The following is a 16,923-nucleotide window of genomic DNA, read 5'->3' on the forward strand; positions in this document are numbered from 1 at the left end:
TGGGATCAACGCAGAGTTTGCAACCGTGTGGATACATCGAGAGGGTAACGGTGCACGGGGCCTGCTCCATTGGGCCTCTCAGGGAGGCGCAGGTTGCGCTGATCAGACAGCAACAGGATCGGAAAAGTCGGCACGCCGGGCCTGGCGTCGATCAGTCGACGGCTCGCGGCCCGGCATGCCCTGTGCCTCAGACCTCGCCGTGCACCAGTTTTACGCCGAGGAATTCCAGCGCCCGCCAGTAGCCGGGGTAGGTTTTGCCGACGCATTCCGGATCCTGAATCCGCACGCCTGCCACCTTCAGACCCGCCAGCGCGAAACACATGGCGATGCGGTGGTCGGAATGGGTGTTGATCAGGGCGTGGCTGCTGGTGCCCGCCAGACTCGGATCAGCGGCAACCAGCAGATCATCCCCTTCTACCGAGGCCAGCCCGGCCCGGACCTGATTCAGGCCATCGTGCAACGCCTGAACACGGTCGCACTCCTTGACCCGCAGGTTGGCCAGATCGACGAAGCGCACAGGCGTCTCGTTGAAGGCCGCCAGCACCGCCAGCGTAGGAATCGCGTCCTGCATCTGTGAGCCATTGATGACCGCAGGCATCTTCGGAAACTGCGCAATCACTTCCATTGCCCTGGCGTCTGGCTGCGTGAACGCCTCCCCCGCTACGCCCAGGTCGATCTTGCCCCCGGTCAGCGCCTCGGCGGCCCACAGATAGGTCGCCGCCGAAGCATCGGGCTCGATCTGATAATCGCAAGCGGTGTAACCCGTCGGCGCAACGCGCCACAACGCGTCATCCAGCACCTCGACCTCGGCACCGAACGCGCGCATGCAGGCGACGGTCAGGTCGATGTAACCGCGGGCGCCGATCTCCTTGCCGGTCAGCGCCACTTCAATCGGCGCATCGCCACAGGCCGCCACCATCAACAGCGCAGAGACGTACTGACTCGACAGGCCACCGTCGATTTCGAAGCGTGTGGCGGTGATCGAACCCGTCCCGTGCACCAAGACCGGAGGGCAACCGGTGGCGCTTTCAGCGTTCAGGCCGCCTTTGCGCAATGCCTCCAGCAACGGGCCAATCGGGCGTTTCTGCATGTAGTGATCGCCGTCCAGTGTGACGCTGCCATTCACCGTACAGACTGCCGCTGTGAGGAATCGCACCGCCGTCCCGGCATTGCCGAGGAACAACGCGTCCTGGGGCGCCTCGAGGTGACCGCTGCTGGTCACGACGAAGCTGGTGTCGTCTGGCTCGTCGATGGTCACACCCATCTGCCGCAAAGCGTTGGACATGTGCCGGGTGTCGTCGCTTTTAAGCGCGCCACGCAGGTGGCTGGTGCCCTTGGCGAGTGCAGCCAGGAGCAGCGCGCGGTTGGTGATGGACTTCGAGCCGGGCGGCGACACATGGCCCGTCAGCGGTACGCCCGGCGGGATGACAGTGATGGTTTGGTTCATGCCCATGGTCCAGCTCTCCAAATTCGAAATCAGGCACCGCACAGCGCCGTGTTAACAGCCGGCGATCATGGCATTTATCGCCGAGCTCTGCAGCATCCAGCGCGACAGGCGACGCTTTCACCAAATCGCAGGCACAAAAAAAGCGATCCTGGGATCGCTTTCTCTGTTGCTTCAAGGAGTTCAAGGGCCTCGAAGCGATGTATGGCGCAGCGGACGGGACTCGAACCCGCGACCCCCGGCGTGACAGGCCGGTATTCTAACCGACTGAACTACCGCTGCTTGTCGCACAGACTTTCATCTGCTTAACGCTGTTGAAACCGACCCTTGGGCCTGCTTCGTGAAACACTGACTGAAAACCCTGGTTTTCAATCTCAAACCGGGAAAACCCGATTCGGAAAATATGGCGCAGCGGACGGGACTCGAACCCGCGACCCCCGGCGTGACAGGCCGGTATTCTAACCGACTGAACTACCGCTGCGCATTGCGTGGACTTTCGTCCTGCTGAATCTCAGTAACATTCAACACGTACAGCGTCTGTGGCAGCTTTGAAGCACTCAACGATGGTGGGTGATGACGGGATCGAACCGCCGACCCTCTGCTTGTAAGGCAGATGCTCTCCCGGCTGAGCTAATCACCCTTGCTTCGCTGAGGCCGCGAAATTTACGCAGGTGACGAACCTAAGTCAATAGCCTGCTTGAAGTTTTTTTCAAAAACGCCATTTTTTGCAGCAAGCACGAAGCTGCACATCAGAAACAAAAAAGCGAGCCCCAAGGCTCGCTTTCGTGTCAAACACCTTGCCTACAAGGCAGCCAGACCCCGCGCGAGATCCGCCTGCAGGTCAGCGACGTCTTCCAGACCTACCGCCACGCGAATCAGGCTGTCACGAATGCCGGCCGCCTCACGCTCTTGCGGAGACAGCCGACCGTGGGACGTGGTGCTCGGATGGGTAATGGTGGTCTTGGTGTCGCCCAGGTTCGCGGTGATCGAGATCAATCGCGTGGCATCGATGAAGCGCCATGCGCCGTCCTTCCCGCCCTTCACTTCAAAGCTCACCACCGCGCCAAACGCTTTCTGCTGACGCTTGGCCAGTCCATGCTGCGGATGGCTCTCGAGACCGGAGTAATGCACCTTCTCGATGCCCTCCTGCTGCTCAAGCCACTGCGCCAGTTCAAGGGCGCTCTGGCAATGGGCACGCATGCGGATGTTCAGCGTCTCGAGCCCCTTGAGGAACAGCCAGGCGTTGAACGGGCTCAGGCTCGGGCCCGCGGTGCGCAGGAAGCCGACGACTTCTTTCATCAGCTCGCTACGACCGACCACCACGCCACCCATGGCGCGGCCTTGTCCGTCGATGAACTTGGTCGCCGAGTGCACGACTACGTCCGCACCCATGCGCAGCGGTTGCTGCAGCGCCGGTGTGCAGAAGCAGTTGTCGACCACCAGCAGCACGCCCTTGGCGTGGGCGATTTCCGCCAGCCCGCTGATGTCGACCAACTCCGCCAACGGATTGGAAGGCGATTCGACGAACAGCATTTTGGTGTTCGGCTTGATCGCCGCGTCCCAGCCGGACAATTCGGCAAGGGGGACGTAATCGACCTCGACCCCGAAGCGCTTGAAGTACTTTTCAAACAGGCTGATGGTCGAACCGAATACGCTTTTCGACACCAGTACATGGTCGCCGGCGCTGCAGAAGCTCATCACCGTGGCGAGGATGGCGGACATCCCGGTGGACGTCGCGACCGCCTGCTCGCCGCCTTCCAGCGCAGCCATGCGCTCTTCGAACGAAGCGACGGTCGGGTTGGTGTAGCGCGAATAGACGTTGCCGGGGATCTCACCGGCAAAGGTCGCGGCCGCCTCGGCTGCCGTGCGGAACACGTAGCTGGACGTGAAAAACAGTGGATCGCTGTGCTCGCGTTCCGGCGTGCGGTGCTGACCGGCACGAACCGCGAGGGTGTCGAAACCGACGCCCTCGAGATCGCTGTCCAGTCGACCGGCATCCCATTCCTGAGTCATGCCGCCTGCTCCTTGTCTGGATTAGTTGTTGTACAGATCGATGATCGCGCTGACCGCCTGAGTCTTGACCTTGGAGGCGTCGTTGCGCGCCTGCTCGATCTTGTTCAGGTAATGCTCGTCGATATCACCGGTCACGTACTTGCCGTCGAAGACCGAACAGTCGAAATTGTCGATCTTGATCTTTTTGCTGCCACTCACCGCCTCGATCAGGTCATTCAAGTCCTGATAGACCAGCCAGTCGGCACCGATGAGGTCGGCCACGTCCTGGGTGGAACGGTTGTGAGCGATCAGCTCGTGGGCACTCGGCATGTCGATGCCGTAGACGTTGGGGAAGCGCACGGCCGGGGCCGCGGAGCAGAAATACACGTTCTTGGCGCCGGCTTCGCGGGCCATCTGGATGATCTGCTTGCACGTGGTGCCGCGAACGATGGAGTCGTCCACCAGCATCACGTTCTTGCCACGGAATTCCAGCTCGATCGCATTGAGCTTCTGGCGCACGGATTTTTTCCGCGCAGCCTGGCCCGGCATGATGAAGGTGCGGCCGATGTAGCGGTTCTTGACGAAGCCTTCGCGGAATTTCACGCCCAGGTGGTTCGCCAGTTCCAGCGCCGCCGTACGGCTGGTGTCCGGGATCGGGATGACCACGTCGATGTCGTGATCAGGACGCTCGCGCAGGATCTTGTCGGCCAGCTTCTCGCCCATGCGCAGACGCGCCTTGTAGACCGAGATGCCGTCGATGATCGAATCCGGACGCGCCAGATAGACGTGTTCGAAGATGCACGGGGCATATTTCGGGTTGGTGGCGCACTGACGGGTGTGCAGCTTGCCGTCTTCGGTGATGTACACCGCTTCGCCCGGGGCGAGGTCACGAATCAGGGTGAAACCGAGCACGTCCAGGGAAACGCTTTCGGACGCGATCATGTACTCGACGCCTTCGTCGGTATGACGCTGGCCGAAGACGATCGGGCGGATGGCATCCGGGTCGCGGAAGCCGACGATGCCGTAACCGGTGATCATGGCCACGACCGCGTAACCGCCACGGCAGCGCTTATGCACGTCAGTGACGGCAGCGAAGATGTCTTCTTCAGTAGGCTGCAGCTTGCCGCGCACGGCCAGCTCGTGGGCGAACACGTTGAGCAGGACTTCGGAGTCGGAATTGGTGTTGACGTGGCGCAGGTCGGATTCGTAAATCTCCTTGGCCAGCTGCTCGACGTTGGTCAGATTGCCGTTGTGCGCCAGGGTGATGCCGTAAGGCGAGTTGACGTAGAACGGCTGGGCTTCGGCTGATGTGGAACTGCCCGCCGTTGGATAACGTACGTGACCAATGCCCATGTGCCCGACCAGACGCTGCATATGGCGTTGGTGGAACACATCACGCACCAGCCCGTTGTCCTTGCGCAGAAACAACCGGCCGTCATGGCTGGTCACGATACCGGCAGCGTCCTGGCCGCGGTGCTGGAGGACGGTGAGCGCGTCATAAAGCGCCTGATTGACGTTCGACTTGCCGACGATACCGACGATGCCACACATGCGACACAACCCCTACTTAGTGGAACTGGATTTACCGAACACTTCCGGCGGCGTTGTAGGCGGCAGGAGGTGATCCTTGAACGGGATGTCAACAGGTACGCTGACTCCGCTGGCTAGCCACTTGCTGGACATCCCGAGAATCAGGTTTTTCGACCAGTCAGCGACCATGACAAATTGCGGGAGCAGCCTTGACTGCTGCCACCATTGATCCTGTTGCACCGGGCCCAGGCTCAACAGCCCGACCGCGACCACAACCAGCAAGGCCCCGCGCGCAGCGCCGAAGACCATACCCAGAAAACGATCGGTCCCGGACAGCCCGGTGACGCGAATCAGTTCTCCAATCAGAAAGTTGACCATGGCGCCGACCAGCAGTGTGGCGACGAAAAGAATGGTGCAGCCCGCAATCACGCGCGCCGAAGGTGCTTCGATGTAGTTGACCAGATACTGGGCCAGCGATCCGCCAAACATCCAGGCGACGGCACCTGCGATGATCCACGTCAGCAAGGACAATGCTTCTTTGACGAAGCCGCGCTTGAGACTGATCAAAGCGGAGATGGCGACAATTGCAATGATCGCCCAGTCAACCGGAGTAAATGACACGTCGCAGCCTACAGACTGATAAGGCGGCGGATTTTAGCAGAGCACTCGCCTGCCGGTAAGCAGCGATTGCGGATGAAGGGCAATTAAGGCGAACTATTGGACTTTGTTTAAGGTCGGGATGGGTTAATCCCGAAATCAAGCGTGTCAGACCAGCCCCCTTCCCTGGTAGGACCGGCTTTAGCCGGGAAGGCGGCAGTTGCCACATCGCGAAATCGAGGGTGGCTGATCCGGCGCCTTCCCGGCTGAAGCCGGTCCCACTAAGACAACCCGTGCATTGCGTGGGACCGGCTTTAGCCGGGAAGACATCCTGGCAGACGAAAGAGGGCTTACTTACGCTCCGGCTGGAAACGCACGACGATGCCTTTGATCTTCTGCTGCTTTTCCAGCGTGTCACGCAGGCGATCGGCCTCGACTCGTTCGATCACCGGGCCGACGAAGACGCGGTTCACGCCATCGGAGGTGCGGATGTAGGCGTTGTAGCCCTGAGTGCGCAGCGTCTTTTGCAGATTGTCGGCATTGGCGCGGTTTGACAGGCTCGCCAGTTGCACCGCCCAGGTGACGGACAAACCATTTGCATCGACCCGGCTGGTGTCAGCCGCAGGTGTGACAGGCGCTGTCGCCTGAGCGGGCGCGGGTGTCGGAGCAGGTTTCGCAGGCGCGGTCTGAACCGGTTTAGTCGCCGCAGCCACAGGCTTGGAAGGCGCAGGCGCAATCGGCATGGCAGGCGGCTGTTGACTGGTGCGCTGTTGGACAGGCTGAGCAGGATGGGCGGACTGAGCAGGCTGCGTCAGCTCGTCATCGGTCGGCACCGGTTCCTGCGGCAATGGCTGCTGCTCAGGCACGCTGACGGGCTCTACCTTGATCTGCGAGGTAGCCGGCGCTTGCGGAGCAGCAGGCGCATCGACCTGCACACGGCGGGCTTCGTCCTGACGCGAGAACAGCATCGGCAGAAAAATCACCGCGATGGCAATCAGCACCAACGCTCCAACCATGCGCTGTTTGTACGCTTTATCCAGCAAAGCCATGTGTCACTTCCTCCGTGACGCGCCAGCAAGCCATTCCAGGGCCTCGGCTACGCAGTAAAAAGATCCGAACAGAACAATCTCGTCGTCGGCTGTCGCGTGGTCGCATTGAGCTTCAAGTGCCAGCGCGATACTCGGGTGAGACGTCACGCGAGCGCCAAGGTTCTGCAACGCCTGTTCGATCTCTTGCGCCGGACGGCTTCGTGGCGTTGGCAGCGGTGCCACGGCCCAACTACTGAACGTTTCACTCAACTCCGCCAGAACACCCGGCAGGTCCTTGTCACTGAGCAGGCCGAACACTGCCAGACGCTTCCCCGCCACCGGTCGCTGATTCAAGCGCTGGGCGAGAAACGTCGCCGCATGGGGGTTATGGCCGACGTCCAACAGAAGGCTCAGCGATTTGCCCTGCCAGTCGATGCTGCGACGGTCAAGGCGACCGGTGACGCGCGTATTGACGAGCGCATCGCGTAGGGTCGCCTCATTCCATGGCAAATCCAGCAGCAGGTAGGCCTGCAGCGCCAGGGCGGCGTTCTGCATGGGCAGATCGAGCAACGGCAGGGCGTGCAGTTCGACCTTCCGGCCCTGCGCATCGGTACCCGACCAGTCCCACCCCGTCGCGTCGATCTGCAGATCGAAATCGCGGCCGCGCAACGACAGCGGGCAATTCAGCGCCTGCGCCTTGTCGAGTAACGGCTGCGGTGGATCAAGATCGCCGCACAGCGCGGGGCGTCCCTCACGGAATATCCCGGCCTTCTCGAAGGCCACGGTCTCGCGTGTATCACCGAGAAACTCCGCGTGATCAACGCCAATGCCGGTGACCAGCGCCATGTCGGCGTCGATCAGATTGACCGTATCAAGCCGCCCGCCCAGGCCCACTTCCAGCACCACTGCGTCCAGCCCGGCCTGCTCGAACAGCCAGAACGCTGCCAGCGTGCCCATTTCGAAATAGGTGAGGGAAATGTCGCCACGGCCGCGCTCAACCACCTCGAACGCCGCGCACAGCTCGGCGTCGGTGGCTTCAACGCCCTGCACCTGCACACGCTCGTTGTAGCGCAGCAGGTGCGGCGAGCTATAAACGCCGACCTTCAGGCCCTGGGCCTGCAACAAAGAAGCAACAAACGCGCAGGTCGAGCCTTTGCCGTTGGTGCCGGTGACCGTGATCACTCTCGGTGCCGGCCGGGCCAGGCCCATCTGCGTCGCTACCTGGCGAGAACGTTCCAGCCCCATGTCGATGGCCGACGGGTGCAGGTGTTCCAGGTAGCCGAGCCAGTCGCTCAAAGAGCGTGCGGTCATATGTTCGCCGGAGCAGGCGGAACAACGATCGGCTCAAGTGTCGGCGCCACGAATTTCGGCGTAGGCAGCCCCATCATCTGGGCCAGGACGTTACCCAGACGCTGACGCAGTTCCTGACGGTGGATGATCATGTCGATGGCGCCGTGGTCGAGCAGGAATTCACTGCGCTGGAAGCCTTCCGGCAGCTTCTCGCGCACGGTCTGCTCGATCACGCGCGGGCCGGCGAAGCCGATCAGTGCCTTAGGTTCGGCGACAATGATATCGCCCAGCATCGCGAGACTGGCGGAAACACCGCCGTAGACCGGGTCGGTCAGCACGGAGATGAACGGCAGGCCTTCTTCACGAAGACGCGCCAGGACGGCCGAGGTCTTGGCCATTTGCATCAGCGAGATCAGCGCTTCCTGCATGCGCGCACCGCCGGATGCAGCAAAGCAGATCATCGGGCAGCGGTTTTCCAGCGCGTAGTTGGCCGCTTGCACGAAGCGCTCACCCACGACCGCACCCATCGAGCCACCCATGAAGGAAAACTCGAATGCGCTGCACACCACCGGCATGCCCAGCAGGGTGCCGTTCATGGAAATCAGCGCATCCTTTTCACCGGTCTGCTTCTGCGCAGCGACCAGGCGATCCTTGTACTTCTTGCCGTCGCGGAATTTCAGACGGTCCACCGGCTCCAGATCAACGCCGATCTCCTGACGGCCTTCGGCATCCAGAAAGATATTCAGACGGGCGCGAGCGCCGATGCGCATGTGGTGGTTGCACTTCGGGCAGACGTCCAGGGTCTTTTCCAGCTCCGGGCGATACAGCACCGCTTCGCAGGACGGGCACTTGTGCCACAGACCTTCGGGCACCGAGCTCTTCTTGACCTCGGAACGCATGATCGAAGGGATCAGTTTGTCTACCAACCAGTTGCTCATGCTTTCTTTCTCCAGTACCGATGGCTCGAACGCGATGGCAATCGGTGCCATGCGCATGCCCTTAAACCAATGTCATGTAAGGCGCCGTGAATGTCGTACAACGATCGGCGCGAGGCCGGACCTGCCGAGACAATACTCACGAACACCACTCTCAACTTCCATCACGAGACGCAAGACGTCTTCGCTCAATCAATTCGGCCACCCGCATCAGCGGATGGCAGGCTAGTGGACGGCGACCGTCGGTCCCCCGTCACATCCCGGCCACGTGCTGACCACATCCGGCCACGTCGAGGCGATCCCAACGACAGCCTCCCCGGACAAACGCCCTAAGCGCCGTGTACGGCACTCATGAATGCACGGATCTTGTCGTGATCCTTCAAGCCTTTGGATTTCTCCACCCCGCCGCTCACGTCAACCGCGTAGGGCTGCACCTGCGCGATGGCCTGTGAAACGTTTGCCGAGGTCAGACCGCCGGCGAGAATCACCGGCAGGCTCAAGTGTTTTGGAATCAGCGCCCAATCGAAGGTTTCACCCGTTCCGCCCGGAATACCGGCGACATAGGTGTCGAGCAGGATGCCGCAGGCGTTGGCGTAGGCATCGCAGGTGGCCGCAATGTCGTCGCCGGCCTGGACGCGCAGCGCCTTGATGTAGGGGCGGCTATAGCCTTCGCACTGCTCCGGGGATTCATCGCCGTGAAACTGGATGAGGTCGAGGGGAACGATGTCCAGCAGCGCTTGCAAGTCGGCGCGCTCTTCATTCACGAACAGGCCAACGGTGCTGACAAAAGGCGGCAGCGCAGCAACGATTGCCTGGGCCTGCTCAACGGTCACAAAGCGCGGGCTCTTGGGATAAAACACCAGACCGATGGCGTCGGCCCCCGCATCGACGGCGGCCAGCGCATCTTCTATGCAGGTAATCCCGCAGATCTTGCTGCGAACGGCTGACATGTAGTGGAGACCTCAAGCCTTGCGAAAGTCACGGATGGTAGCAAATGCAGTCACCCGCGTCAGCCGTCCAGTTCCGTGAAGCCGGTGAGAAAATGCGGGCCGATGTAGCGATCCGGTAACGGGAACTCGTCGCGGTATTCCACCTGAACCAGATACAGGCCGAAAGGATGAGCCGTCACCCCGCCCGTGCGTCGTACCCGACTCTCCAGCACCTCGCGCGCCCACTCGATCGGTCGCTCCCCTGCCCCGATGGTCATCAGCACACCGGCAATGTTGCGAACCATATGATGAAGAAAGGCATTGGCGCGAACATCGATGACAATCATCTTGCCGTGTCGGGTGACGCGCAGGTGGTGAAGCTGCTTGATCGGCGATTTCGCCTGGCACTGCCCGGCACGGAATGCGCTGAAGTCGTGGGTGCCGACCAGAGACTCGGCGGCCAGCGCCATTCGCTCGGCATCCAGCGGGCGGTGGTTCCAGGTGATTTCCTGGCCCAGGTGCGCCGGGCGGATCTGATCGTTGTAGATCACATAGCGATAGCGCCGGGCGATGGCCTTGAAACGCGCGTGAAAGTGCGCAGGCATGACCTTGGCCCAGGTCACGCTGATGTCGTGGGGCAGATTGATATTGGCGCCCATGGTCCAGGCTTTCATGCTGCGCTCGGCCCGGGTGTCGAAATGAACCACCTGACCGCACGCGTGAACACCGGCATCGGTGCGCCCGGCGCACATCAGCGACACCGGCGAGTCCGCGACCTTCGACAGGGCATTTTCCAGCGTTTCCTGAACGGTCAGGACGCCGGTCAACTGCCGCTGCCAGCCGCTGTAGCGCGAGCCTTTGTATTCCACGCCCAGGGCGATTCTGGAAAAACCCTCGGCGGCCAGTTCGGCTGCCGCTGTTTCTGCCTCGGTGTCTGTAGTTGCCAAGAGCTTAAAGCCTGTCGATATGCGCAAGGGCGGCCATTATACGGATCGAAAAAAAAGACGCCATCTGCAGTGGCCAACGGTTAACCCGGTGCAACGGAGAAGCGAAAAGGCCCGACCCGGAAACGCAAACGACCGCCGAAGCGGTCGTTTTTTTGCGGCGATGAATAACGTCAGACGAGGCGCGACAGCATGTCCCGCGCTTCGGTCTTCTGGCCATCGTCACCTTCGGCCACCACCTCATCAAGGATATCGCGAGCGCCATCGGCGTCACCCATCTCGATGTAGGCGCGGGCCAGGTCCAGTTTGGTGGCCGCTTCGTCCGTACCCGAGAGGAAGTCGAATTCCGGCTCGTCGTCCGCCAGCAGTGCGTCGTCTTCAGTGAAACGCGGCGACGCGTCCACCGGCTTGTCCAACGCCGTATCGAACGGCTTGGCAATCGGCGGCTGTTCCAGGCTCTGGGAGAGACGGTCCAGCTCGGCATTCACGTCGTCGATCTCTGACGCGAACGCCTCGGACGCTTGCTCGGTTTCCATCTCGTCAGCCAGGGAGAGATCGAAATCGGCAGGCAACTCGATGTCATCCTCCAGCCCAGGCTTGTCGGCGCCCAACGATGCAGGCTGTTCGAACGGAGGCAGATCACGCAGATCGTCCTCCATCCCCAGCAAGTAATCGTCTTCTGCTTTCAACGCCGGCTGATCTTCCGCCAGGTTGAGGTCAAAATCGTCCAGATCGGCTGGTTCGGCGGGACCGGATGTCGCCTGCTGCTCGCGCAGAATCGCGTCGAAGTCCAGGTCATCGGATGCCGAGCCGGCGAACGGTGCGTCCAAGTCCAGATCGTCGAGGGCAGCGTTGTCCTGTGCCGCAGCGCGGTTGGGCGCAACAGCCGGGGGCTCACTGTCCAGATCATCCAGGCTCAGGTCAAAGGCGTTATCGAACTCTTCGTCCAGCGGCACCTCGGTCACCGTTTCTGCAACCGGAGCAGGTTGTGCGGGGACTTCAGGCTCGTCGTGGAGCAGTTCTTCAACGTACTTTGCGTCCATTTCCGCCGCCAAAGCCGATGCTGCTGCTACCCCGGCTACCGCCGCAGCTGCTGCTGCCATGGACGGATAGCGAGATTTCAGTTCTTCGACTTCAGCGTGGTTCTTTCCCGTGGCCACCAGTTGCCGCTCCTGCGCGACAAACCCGGATTTGTTGTCCTGCTCGGCATAGACCTCCATGAGCTTGAGGCGCAGGTCGCTGCGCTGTGGCTCATGCTTGATCGCGTCTTCGAGAACGGCAGCAGCCTGATTCGTGCGGCCGTACGCAATGTGGATTTCAGCCTGAACGAGCGCGTCAGCCGGGTGTTCGCGGGCCGGCTCGGCGACGGTCGGCGACGGCGTCTTTGCGAGGGGCGCTGGCGTCTCCAGGCCTTCGAAACTGCTGGCAGGCATGTCCATGTCGGAGGCGAAGTCCGACTCTTCGGACAACGCGCGCGCCATCTGGCGGTGCCGTTCGGCTTCGATCAGCGCATTGCGTCGACGGGCCAGCAGCAACAGAAGCAGCAGCAATACCAACAGCGCGCCGCCACCGATCAGGCCCATAAGCATCGGGCTGGCGAGGATCTTGTCGAGGGCGCTGCGGTTGTCTTCATCAACCACCGGCTCCGTCGGAACGATCAGCGCTTGATCAGGCGTCGCACTGGTGACCGCCGCCCCATCAACCGGCAATGCGTCTTCAGGGGCGATTTCGTCGGGTGCCTTGCCGGCAACATCAGGCGCCGCGGCGCTCGGCACCACTTGGGCCTGCATCGCCGGGTTGGCGGCGTTGTTGGGATTGGTCACGCTGTTGGGGCTGACCGCGGGATTGGCAGGATTGGCGGCATCAGTGGGCGGCGGAACCGCTGCCCCAGAAGCCTGCATTTTCGCCAGTTGGTCATTTTTCAGTTGAATCAAGCGCTGCAGCTTGTCGACCTGGCTTTGCAGGTCGGTCATGCGGCTTTTCAGCTCGGCATTGTCCCGACGCGTGGTGTCCAGGTTTTCCTGAGTAGTCGCCAACTGATTACTGATATCGGAGTTGTCGCCCGCTTTGCCTTTGGCACCCGCCTTGTTGGCAGAGACGAGGCTGAGATTATCCTTGGCGTCGATCTGCGACGGCGCGGCGCCCGCACGGTCACGACGGGTCGCATCGACCTGACGTGCGCCGCTCGGCAAGCGTCGGCCTTCGCGCCACGCGCGGTTCTGCTCGGCCACTTCGGCCACTGCGCGAGGCTGAGCCAGCGCTGTTGATTCCTGCGGCGACGGCAGACGCAACACCTGACCTTTCTTCAAGCGGTTGATGTTGCCGGCAATGAAAGCATCAGGGTTCAGCGCCTGGATCGCCAGCATGGTCTGCTGCACGGTCCCGCCATTCTTCACGCGCGCGGCAATTTCCCAGAGCGTGTCGTTATTGGCAGTGGTGTATTGGGTGAACTTGGGTTCCGGGGCCGGCGCCGGAGCAGGCGTCGAAGGCGCAGCGGCCGGTGTCTCGGCGGCAGGAGCCGGTGCAGGGGCGGCGCTCGGTGCCGTCGAAGGCAGTTGCGCGGCGGCCGCAGCGGCTTGCGGCGAGAACTTCGGCGGATCCAGCAACAGGCTGTACTCGCGCAGCGCACGGCCATTGGGCCAGAGCACTTGAACGAGGAACTTCACGTAGGGATCGCGGATAGGCTTGGTGGAGGTGATGCGCAACACGCTCCTGCCGCCCGGGTTGACGACCGGGGTAAAGGTCAGGTCATCCAGGATCGCCACCCGGCCAACGCCGGCCTGTGCGAACTCCGCCGAGGTCGCCAGACTTGGCACCACCTGGGAGGCATTGAGGTCCTGCACTTCTGTCAGCTCGATTTCGGCCAACAGCGGCTGATTCAGGGTCGACTTCACGGTCAGACCGCCGAGGCCAAGCGCTTGGGCCATTCCCGATGACAGCGCCGAAGCCGCAGCGATTGCTAAAACGAGTTTACGAACCTGAACCATAGCCCATCCCTTGTTTGAAATTTCCCCGGCAATCGCGAAGATAATGCCTGCTCGGGTGTAGGGCGTATCGACACGCCGCAGCTAGAATGATTCTTCGAATTGTGGGCAAGTATCTTTTACACAACGTCTTTTATCAACAACTCAGCCACCTGCACAGCGTTCAACGCTGCGCCCTTGCGCACATTATCCAGCGTGACCCAGAAATTCAGCTCACAACTGTCGTCAACGCCCCCGCGCAAACGTCCTACATAGACAGCATCCTGTCCTACGGCGTCGCCCACCGGCGTCGGGTAATCGCCAGCCTCAACCAGCTCGATGCCCTCGGCCGTTTCAAGCGCGGCATTGACCGACTTGATGTCGACCGCCTCGCGGGTCTGCACCGACACGCTAAGGCTGTCGCCGAAGAACACCGGCACCTGAATGCAACTGACGCCGACCTTGATTAAAGGCAGCGAGAGCAACTCGCGCAACTCGCTGACCAAACGTTTTTCCAGTGGCACATGACCCCCGGCGTCAGGCTTGCCCACTTGGGCCAGCACGTTGAACGCCATCTGCCGGTCAAACACCTTCGGCTCCAGCGGACGAACGTTGAGCAGTTCGGCCGTTTGCCGCGCCAGTTCGGTGACACCCTCTCGGCCCATGCTCGACACCGCCAGGCACGCCGTCACGGTGATTCGCTCGATGTTCAGCAGTGCGCGCAACGGCGCCAGCACCAGCGCGAGGGCGGCGGCGCTTGAACTCGGGCAGGCAACCTGCTGCGGTCCGGCCAGATCAGCCAGGCGGGCGCCGTTGACCTCGGGCACCACATTCGGCGCCTGCTCGACGGACAAGCCGGCGGACAGGTCGATCACCACACAACCGGCGGCTGTGGCGCGTTCGGCATAGCTGCGTGTCACGGCGGCGCCTGCTGCGAAGAAGGCAATCCCGGCCTTGCTGAAATCAAAGGCGTCGACTTCACGCACACGGACGTTCTTGCCACGGTACGGCACCGAACTGCCGGCCGATTCGACGCTGGCGAGCAGGTGCAAATCGCCGACCGGGAAGTCGCGTTCTTCGAGAATCTGCACGATGGTTTCGCCGACAGTACCGGTGGCGCCGATCACGGCGATATCAAAGGACTGACTCATGGAAAAACCTCAGGAAAAATCGGGGGGCGGCACTTTAACTGCCCGGTGCCAGTCAGGCAATTGGCCGCAAGTGAGTAGCCACATTGAAAGGGATCGATCAGGGCTCAAGACCGATGGGGAAGAATTCGCCACCGCTCCACACCCCCAGCCAGCGCTGGTCGTCGATTTCACGCACCACAGCAAGGTCGACCAACTGATAGAACACATTGCGGTGGATCAGCGCTTCGAGGTTGTTGCGCACATGAACATAGGGCGCCGGCTCCTGGGTTTGCGGATCGAGGTCGATACGCAACGGGTGATCAGCCCCCGCCTCCACCACGTCCTCGACGTTGGTGGTGAATCGCAGCAACTGCGACTCCCCGCTGCCTTCAACGTCCAGCAGCACCGCCACGAAAGGGGCGTCGTCGACCTTGATGCCGACCTTCTCCACCGGGGTGATCAGAAAGTAGTCGTCGCCGTCACGGCGAATGATGGTGGAAAACAGCCGCACCATCGGCTTGCGACCAATGGGCGTGCCCAGATAAAACCAGGTGCCATCGCGAGCGATGCGCATGTCGATGTCACCGCAGAAATCCGGGTTCCACAGGTGCACCGGCGGCAAGCCCTTGCCGCTCTTGGCAATCTGGGCCAACAGATCGTTGGCTTTGTCCTGCCCACTCATACGCCACTCCTCAGCGGGCTTCGACGCCCAGCAAACCCCGAGCGTAAGCTTCCATCGGGGGGCCTAGCAAATCCTCGGGTTTGGTGTCGTACAAAGTCAGCAGACCACCACGCAGGTGAATGCGTGCCGAATCGATGAGATAGCGGGTGTTGGTTTCGATCAGCATCAACTGGATAACGCCGTTGTCGATGCCGAGACGGTCAACCGCTTCCTGGTCCGACCACTCGTCAAACGTACCGATGCGGTCGTCGGCCTTGGCGAAACGGGTGTACAGCAGATAGTGCGCGCCAGCGGCCCGGGCCTCATTCATCGCGTCATCCAGACCTTCCGGGGCGCGAGCGCGGCGGACCATCGGGAAGTATTCGATAAACCCGTTGAAGGCTTCTTCGGCCACGACGTTGGACCGCGGGTAGGCACCGCCACGCGGAGCAAAGGCCCCTTGGGCGATATAGATGAACGAGTCGGGCTGCACGCGGAAGTTGTTCAACCGACGGGTCGAACTGTGATCCAGCAGCCCGGCGTCACTGAGCTCATCGTGAGCGCCTTGTGCCAGATCGCTGACGTGCATGCAGCCACTCAACGCCAGTAGAGCCAGCAGTAAAACCAGGCTACGCATGTTTATCTCCAAAGTCCGGCGACGGAAAACCGGCGAATGGCCGGTTAATGCAGCTTTTGCGCCATGTCGGAGGTGGAGACTGTCTGGCTTGCCGAATCGGTTTTACATACCGCGCTTTACTCAGCCGCCGGATCGGGCCGGGCGTCGGGTTTGGCCTCGTGCGTATGATCGATATCACGCTTGCGCTTGTTGCCCATGCGCACGCCGATGTCCATCAGGAACTGGAAGAAACCTTCCTGATCCTCGAGGACATTGCTCCAGAACGGCGAGTGGTACAACGCCACCGCGCCATGCACCAACGCCCAGGCGGCGCAGTAATGGAAATACGGCGGGACGTCTTCCAGCTTGCCTTCGGAGATCCGGCCTTTTATGAGCAAGGTCAGGTGTTCGAAGTTCGAGGCGCGGATCTTGTGCAGTTCCTCGACCAGCTCCGGGACCTGATTGCCCTTGACGACTTTCTCTTCGAGCCGGTCGAACAGGCGATAGCGCTGTGGGTCGCGCATGCGGAACTCAAAGTAGGCGCGGGACAGTGCTTCCTTGTCCTTGTCGACATCCGCCGAATGCAACAGCTCGTTCAGATCGCGCTCGTAGTCGAGCATCAGGCGAAGGTAAATCTCCGCCTTGGATTTGAAGTGCTTGTAGATGGTGCCTTTGCCGATACCCACGGCGTCCGCGATCATCTCGACGGTAACGCTGTCTTCGCCCTGTTCGAGGAACAGCTTGAGCGCGGTGTCGAGAATCTCCTGCTCACGGCGGCGAAACTCACGGACTTTACGAGGTTCTTTCTGCATAGGAGGGGACTGTGGATTCGGAAATCGGAAGCGGCATTATGCCTATCCCGCA

At 61.5% G+C, this 16,923-nt stretch carries 13 protein-coding genes, 3 tRNA genes and 1 pseudogene; all 17 read right to left on the reverse strand.

Going from position 1 to position 16,923, the window contains the following annotated elements:
- Positions 1 to 187: 187 nt before the first annotated feature.
- On the reverse strand, positions 188 to 1,453 hold the full coding sequence (gene aroA / locus BMY98_RS09875) for a 3-phosphoshikimate 1-carboxyvinyltransferase (protein WP_074888080.1): 1,266 nt from the start codon (positions 1,451 to 1,453) through the stop codon (positions 188 to 190).
- Positions 1,454 to 1,649: 196 nt separating this feature from the next.
- A tRNA-Asp gene (locus BMY98_RS09880) sits at positions 1,650 to 1,726 on the reverse strand.
- 122 nt (positions 1,727 to 1,848) lie between these two features.
- Positions 1,849 to 1,925: transfer RNA gene (locus tag BMY98_RS09885), tRNA-Asp, on the reverse strand.
- 83 nt (positions 1,926 to 2,008) lie between these two features.
- A tRNA-Val gene (locus BMY98_RS09890) sits at positions 2,009 to 2,084 on the reverse strand.
- A 161-nt stretch (positions 2,085 to 2,245) separates the two neighbouring features.
- Positions 2,246 to 3,457, reverse strand: a complete 1,212-nt coding sequence (locus tag BMY98_RS09895) for an O-succinylhomoserine sulfhydrylase (protein WP_074888083.1) — start codon at positions 3,455 to 3,457, stop codon at positions 2,246 to 2,248.
- Between the two features lie 21 nt (positions 3,458 to 3,478).
- On the reverse strand, positions 3,479 to 4,987 hold the full coding sequence (gene purF, locus BMY98_RS09900) for an amidophosphoribosyltransferase (protein ID WP_065986403.1): 1,509 nt from the start codon (positions 4,985 to 4,987) through the stop codon (positions 3,479 to 3,481).
- 12 nt (positions 4,988 to 4,999) lie between these two features.
- The gene (locus BMY98_RS09905) at positions 5,000 to 5,587 is read right to left on the reverse strand and encodes a CvpA family protein (protein WP_037011737.1); all 588 of its coding nucleotides are present in this window, start codon (positions 5,585 to 5,587) and stop codon (positions 5,000 to 5,002) included.
- A 326-nt stretch (positions 5,588 to 5,913) separates the two neighbouring features.
- Positions 5,914 to 6,612, reverse strand: coding sequence for an SPOR domain-containing protein (locus BMY98_RS09910; protein ID WP_074888086.1), 699 nt, complete (start codon positions 6,610 to 6,612; stop codon positions 5,914 to 5,916).
- Positions 6,596 to 7,902 (reverse strand): annotated as a pseudogene (folC, locus tag BMY98_RS09915) (bifunctional tetrahydrofolate synthase/dihydrofolate synthase). The gene BMY98_RS09910 and the pseudogene folC overlap by 17 nt, the downstream one beginning before the upstream one ends.
- Complete coding sequence (gene accD, locus BMY98_RS09920; protein ID WP_074888314.1) at positions 7,899 to 8,819, reverse strand: acetyl-CoA carboxylase, carboxyltransferase subunit beta; 921 nt, start codon at positions 8,817 to 8,819, stop codon at positions 7,899 to 7,901. The pseudogene folC and the gene accD overlap by 4 nt, the downstream one beginning before the upstream one ends.
- 326 nt (positions 8,820 to 9,145) lie before the next feature.
- Positions 9,146 to 9,766: a phosphoribosylanthranilate isomerase gene (locus BMY98_RS09925; RefSeq protein ID WP_074888089.1), complete on the reverse strand. Its 621-nt coding sequence runs from the start codon at positions 9,764 to 9,766 to the stop codon at positions 9,146 to 9,148.
- Between the two features lie 59 nt (positions 9,767 to 9,825).
- Complete coding sequence (gene truA / locus BMY98_RS09930; RefSeq protein ID WP_074888317.1) at positions 9,826 to 10,650, reverse strand: tRNA pseudouridine(38-40) synthase TruA; 825 nt, start codon at positions 10,648 to 10,650, stop codon at positions 9,826 to 9,828.
- A gap of 212 nt (positions 10,651 to 10,862) precedes the next feature.
- Positions 10,863 to 13,676: a FimV/HubP family polar landmark protein gene (locus tag BMY98_RS09935; RefSeq protein WP_074888092.1), complete on the reverse strand. Its 2,814-nt coding sequence runs from the start codon at positions 13,674 to 13,676 to the stop codon at positions 10,863 to 10,865.
- A gap of 116 nt (positions 13,677 to 13,792) precedes the next feature.
- The gene (locus tag BMY98_RS09940) at positions 13,793 to 14,803 is read right to left on the reverse strand and encodes an aspartate-semialdehyde dehydrogenase (protein ID WP_074888096.1); all 1,011 of its coding nucleotides are present in this window, start codon (positions 14,801 to 14,803) and stop codon (positions 13,793 to 13,795) included.
- 97 nt (positions 14,804 to 14,900) lie between these two features.
- Entirely contained in the window at positions 14,901 to 15,464 is a 564-nt protein-coding gene (locus BMY98_RS09945) for a DUF1285 domain-containing protein (RefSeq protein ID WP_074888099.1), read from the reverse strand.
- A 10-nt stretch (positions 15,465 to 15,474) separates the two neighbouring features.
- On the reverse strand, positions 15,475 to 16,080 hold the full coding sequence (locus BMY98_RS09950; RefSeq protein WP_074888102.1) for a DUF4823 domain-containing protein: 606 nt from the start codon (positions 16,078 to 16,080) through the stop codon (positions 15,475 to 15,477).
- A gap of 116 nt (positions 16,081 to 16,196) precedes the next feature.
- Entirely contained in the window at positions 16,197 to 16,871 is a 675-nt protein-coding gene (locus BMY98_RS09955) for a TetR/AcrR family transcriptional regulator (protein WP_074888105.1), read from the reverse strand.
- Between the last annotated feature and the right edge of the window lie 52 nt (positions 16,872 to 16,923).

The sequence above is a fragment of the Pseudomonas graminis genome (assembly GCF_900111735.1).
GTDB classification, from domain to species: domain Bacteria; phylum Pseudomonadota; class Gammaproteobacteria; order Pseudomonadales; family Pseudomonadaceae; genus Aquipseudomonas; species Aquipseudomonas graminis.

Coding starts and splice junctions, on each gene's coding strand:
- aroA (WP_074888080.1), bottom strand. CDS start 1,453: ATGGGCATGAACCAAACCATCACTGTCATCCCGCCGGGCGTACCGCTG.
- BMY98_RS09895 (WP_074888083.1), bottom strand. CDS start 3,457: ATGACTCAGGAATGGGATGCCGGTCGACTGGACAGCGATCTCGAGGGC.
- purF (WP_065986403.1), bottom strand. CDS start 4,987: ATGTGTGGCATCGTCGGTATCGTCGGCAAGTCGAACGTCAATCAGGCG.
- BMY98_RS09910 (WP_074888086.1), bottom strand. CDS start 6,612: ATGGCTTTGCTGGATAAAGCGTACAAACAGCGCATGGTTGGAGCGTTG.
- accD (WP_074888314.1), bottom strand. CDS start 8,819: ATGAGCAACTGGTTGGTAGACAAACTGATCCCTTCGATCATGCGTTCC.
- BMY98_RS09925 (WP_074888089.1), bottom strand. CDS start 9,766: ATGTCAGCCGTTCGCAGCAAGATCTGCGGGATTACCTGCATAGAAGAT.
- BMY98_RS09935 (WP_074888092.1), bottom strand. CDS start 13,676: ATGGTTCAGGTTCGTAAACTCGTTTTAGCAATCGCTGCGGCTTCGGCG.
- BMY98_RS09940 (WP_074888096.1), bottom strand. CDS start 14,803: ATGAGTCAGTCCTTTGATATCGCCGTGATCGGCGCCACCGGTACTGTC.
- BMY98_RS09945 (WP_074888099.1), bottom strand. CDS start 15,464: ATGAGTGGGCAGGACAAAGCCAACGATCTGTTGGCCCAGATTGCCAAG.
- BMY98_RS09950 (WP_074888102.1), bottom strand. CDS start 16,080: ATGCGTAGCCTGGTTTTACTGCTGGCTCTACTGGCGTTGAGTGGCTGC.
- BMY98_RS09955 (WP_074888105.1), bottom strand. CDS start 16,871: ATGCAGAAAGAACCTCGTAAAGTCCGTGAGTTTCGCCGCCGTGAGCAG.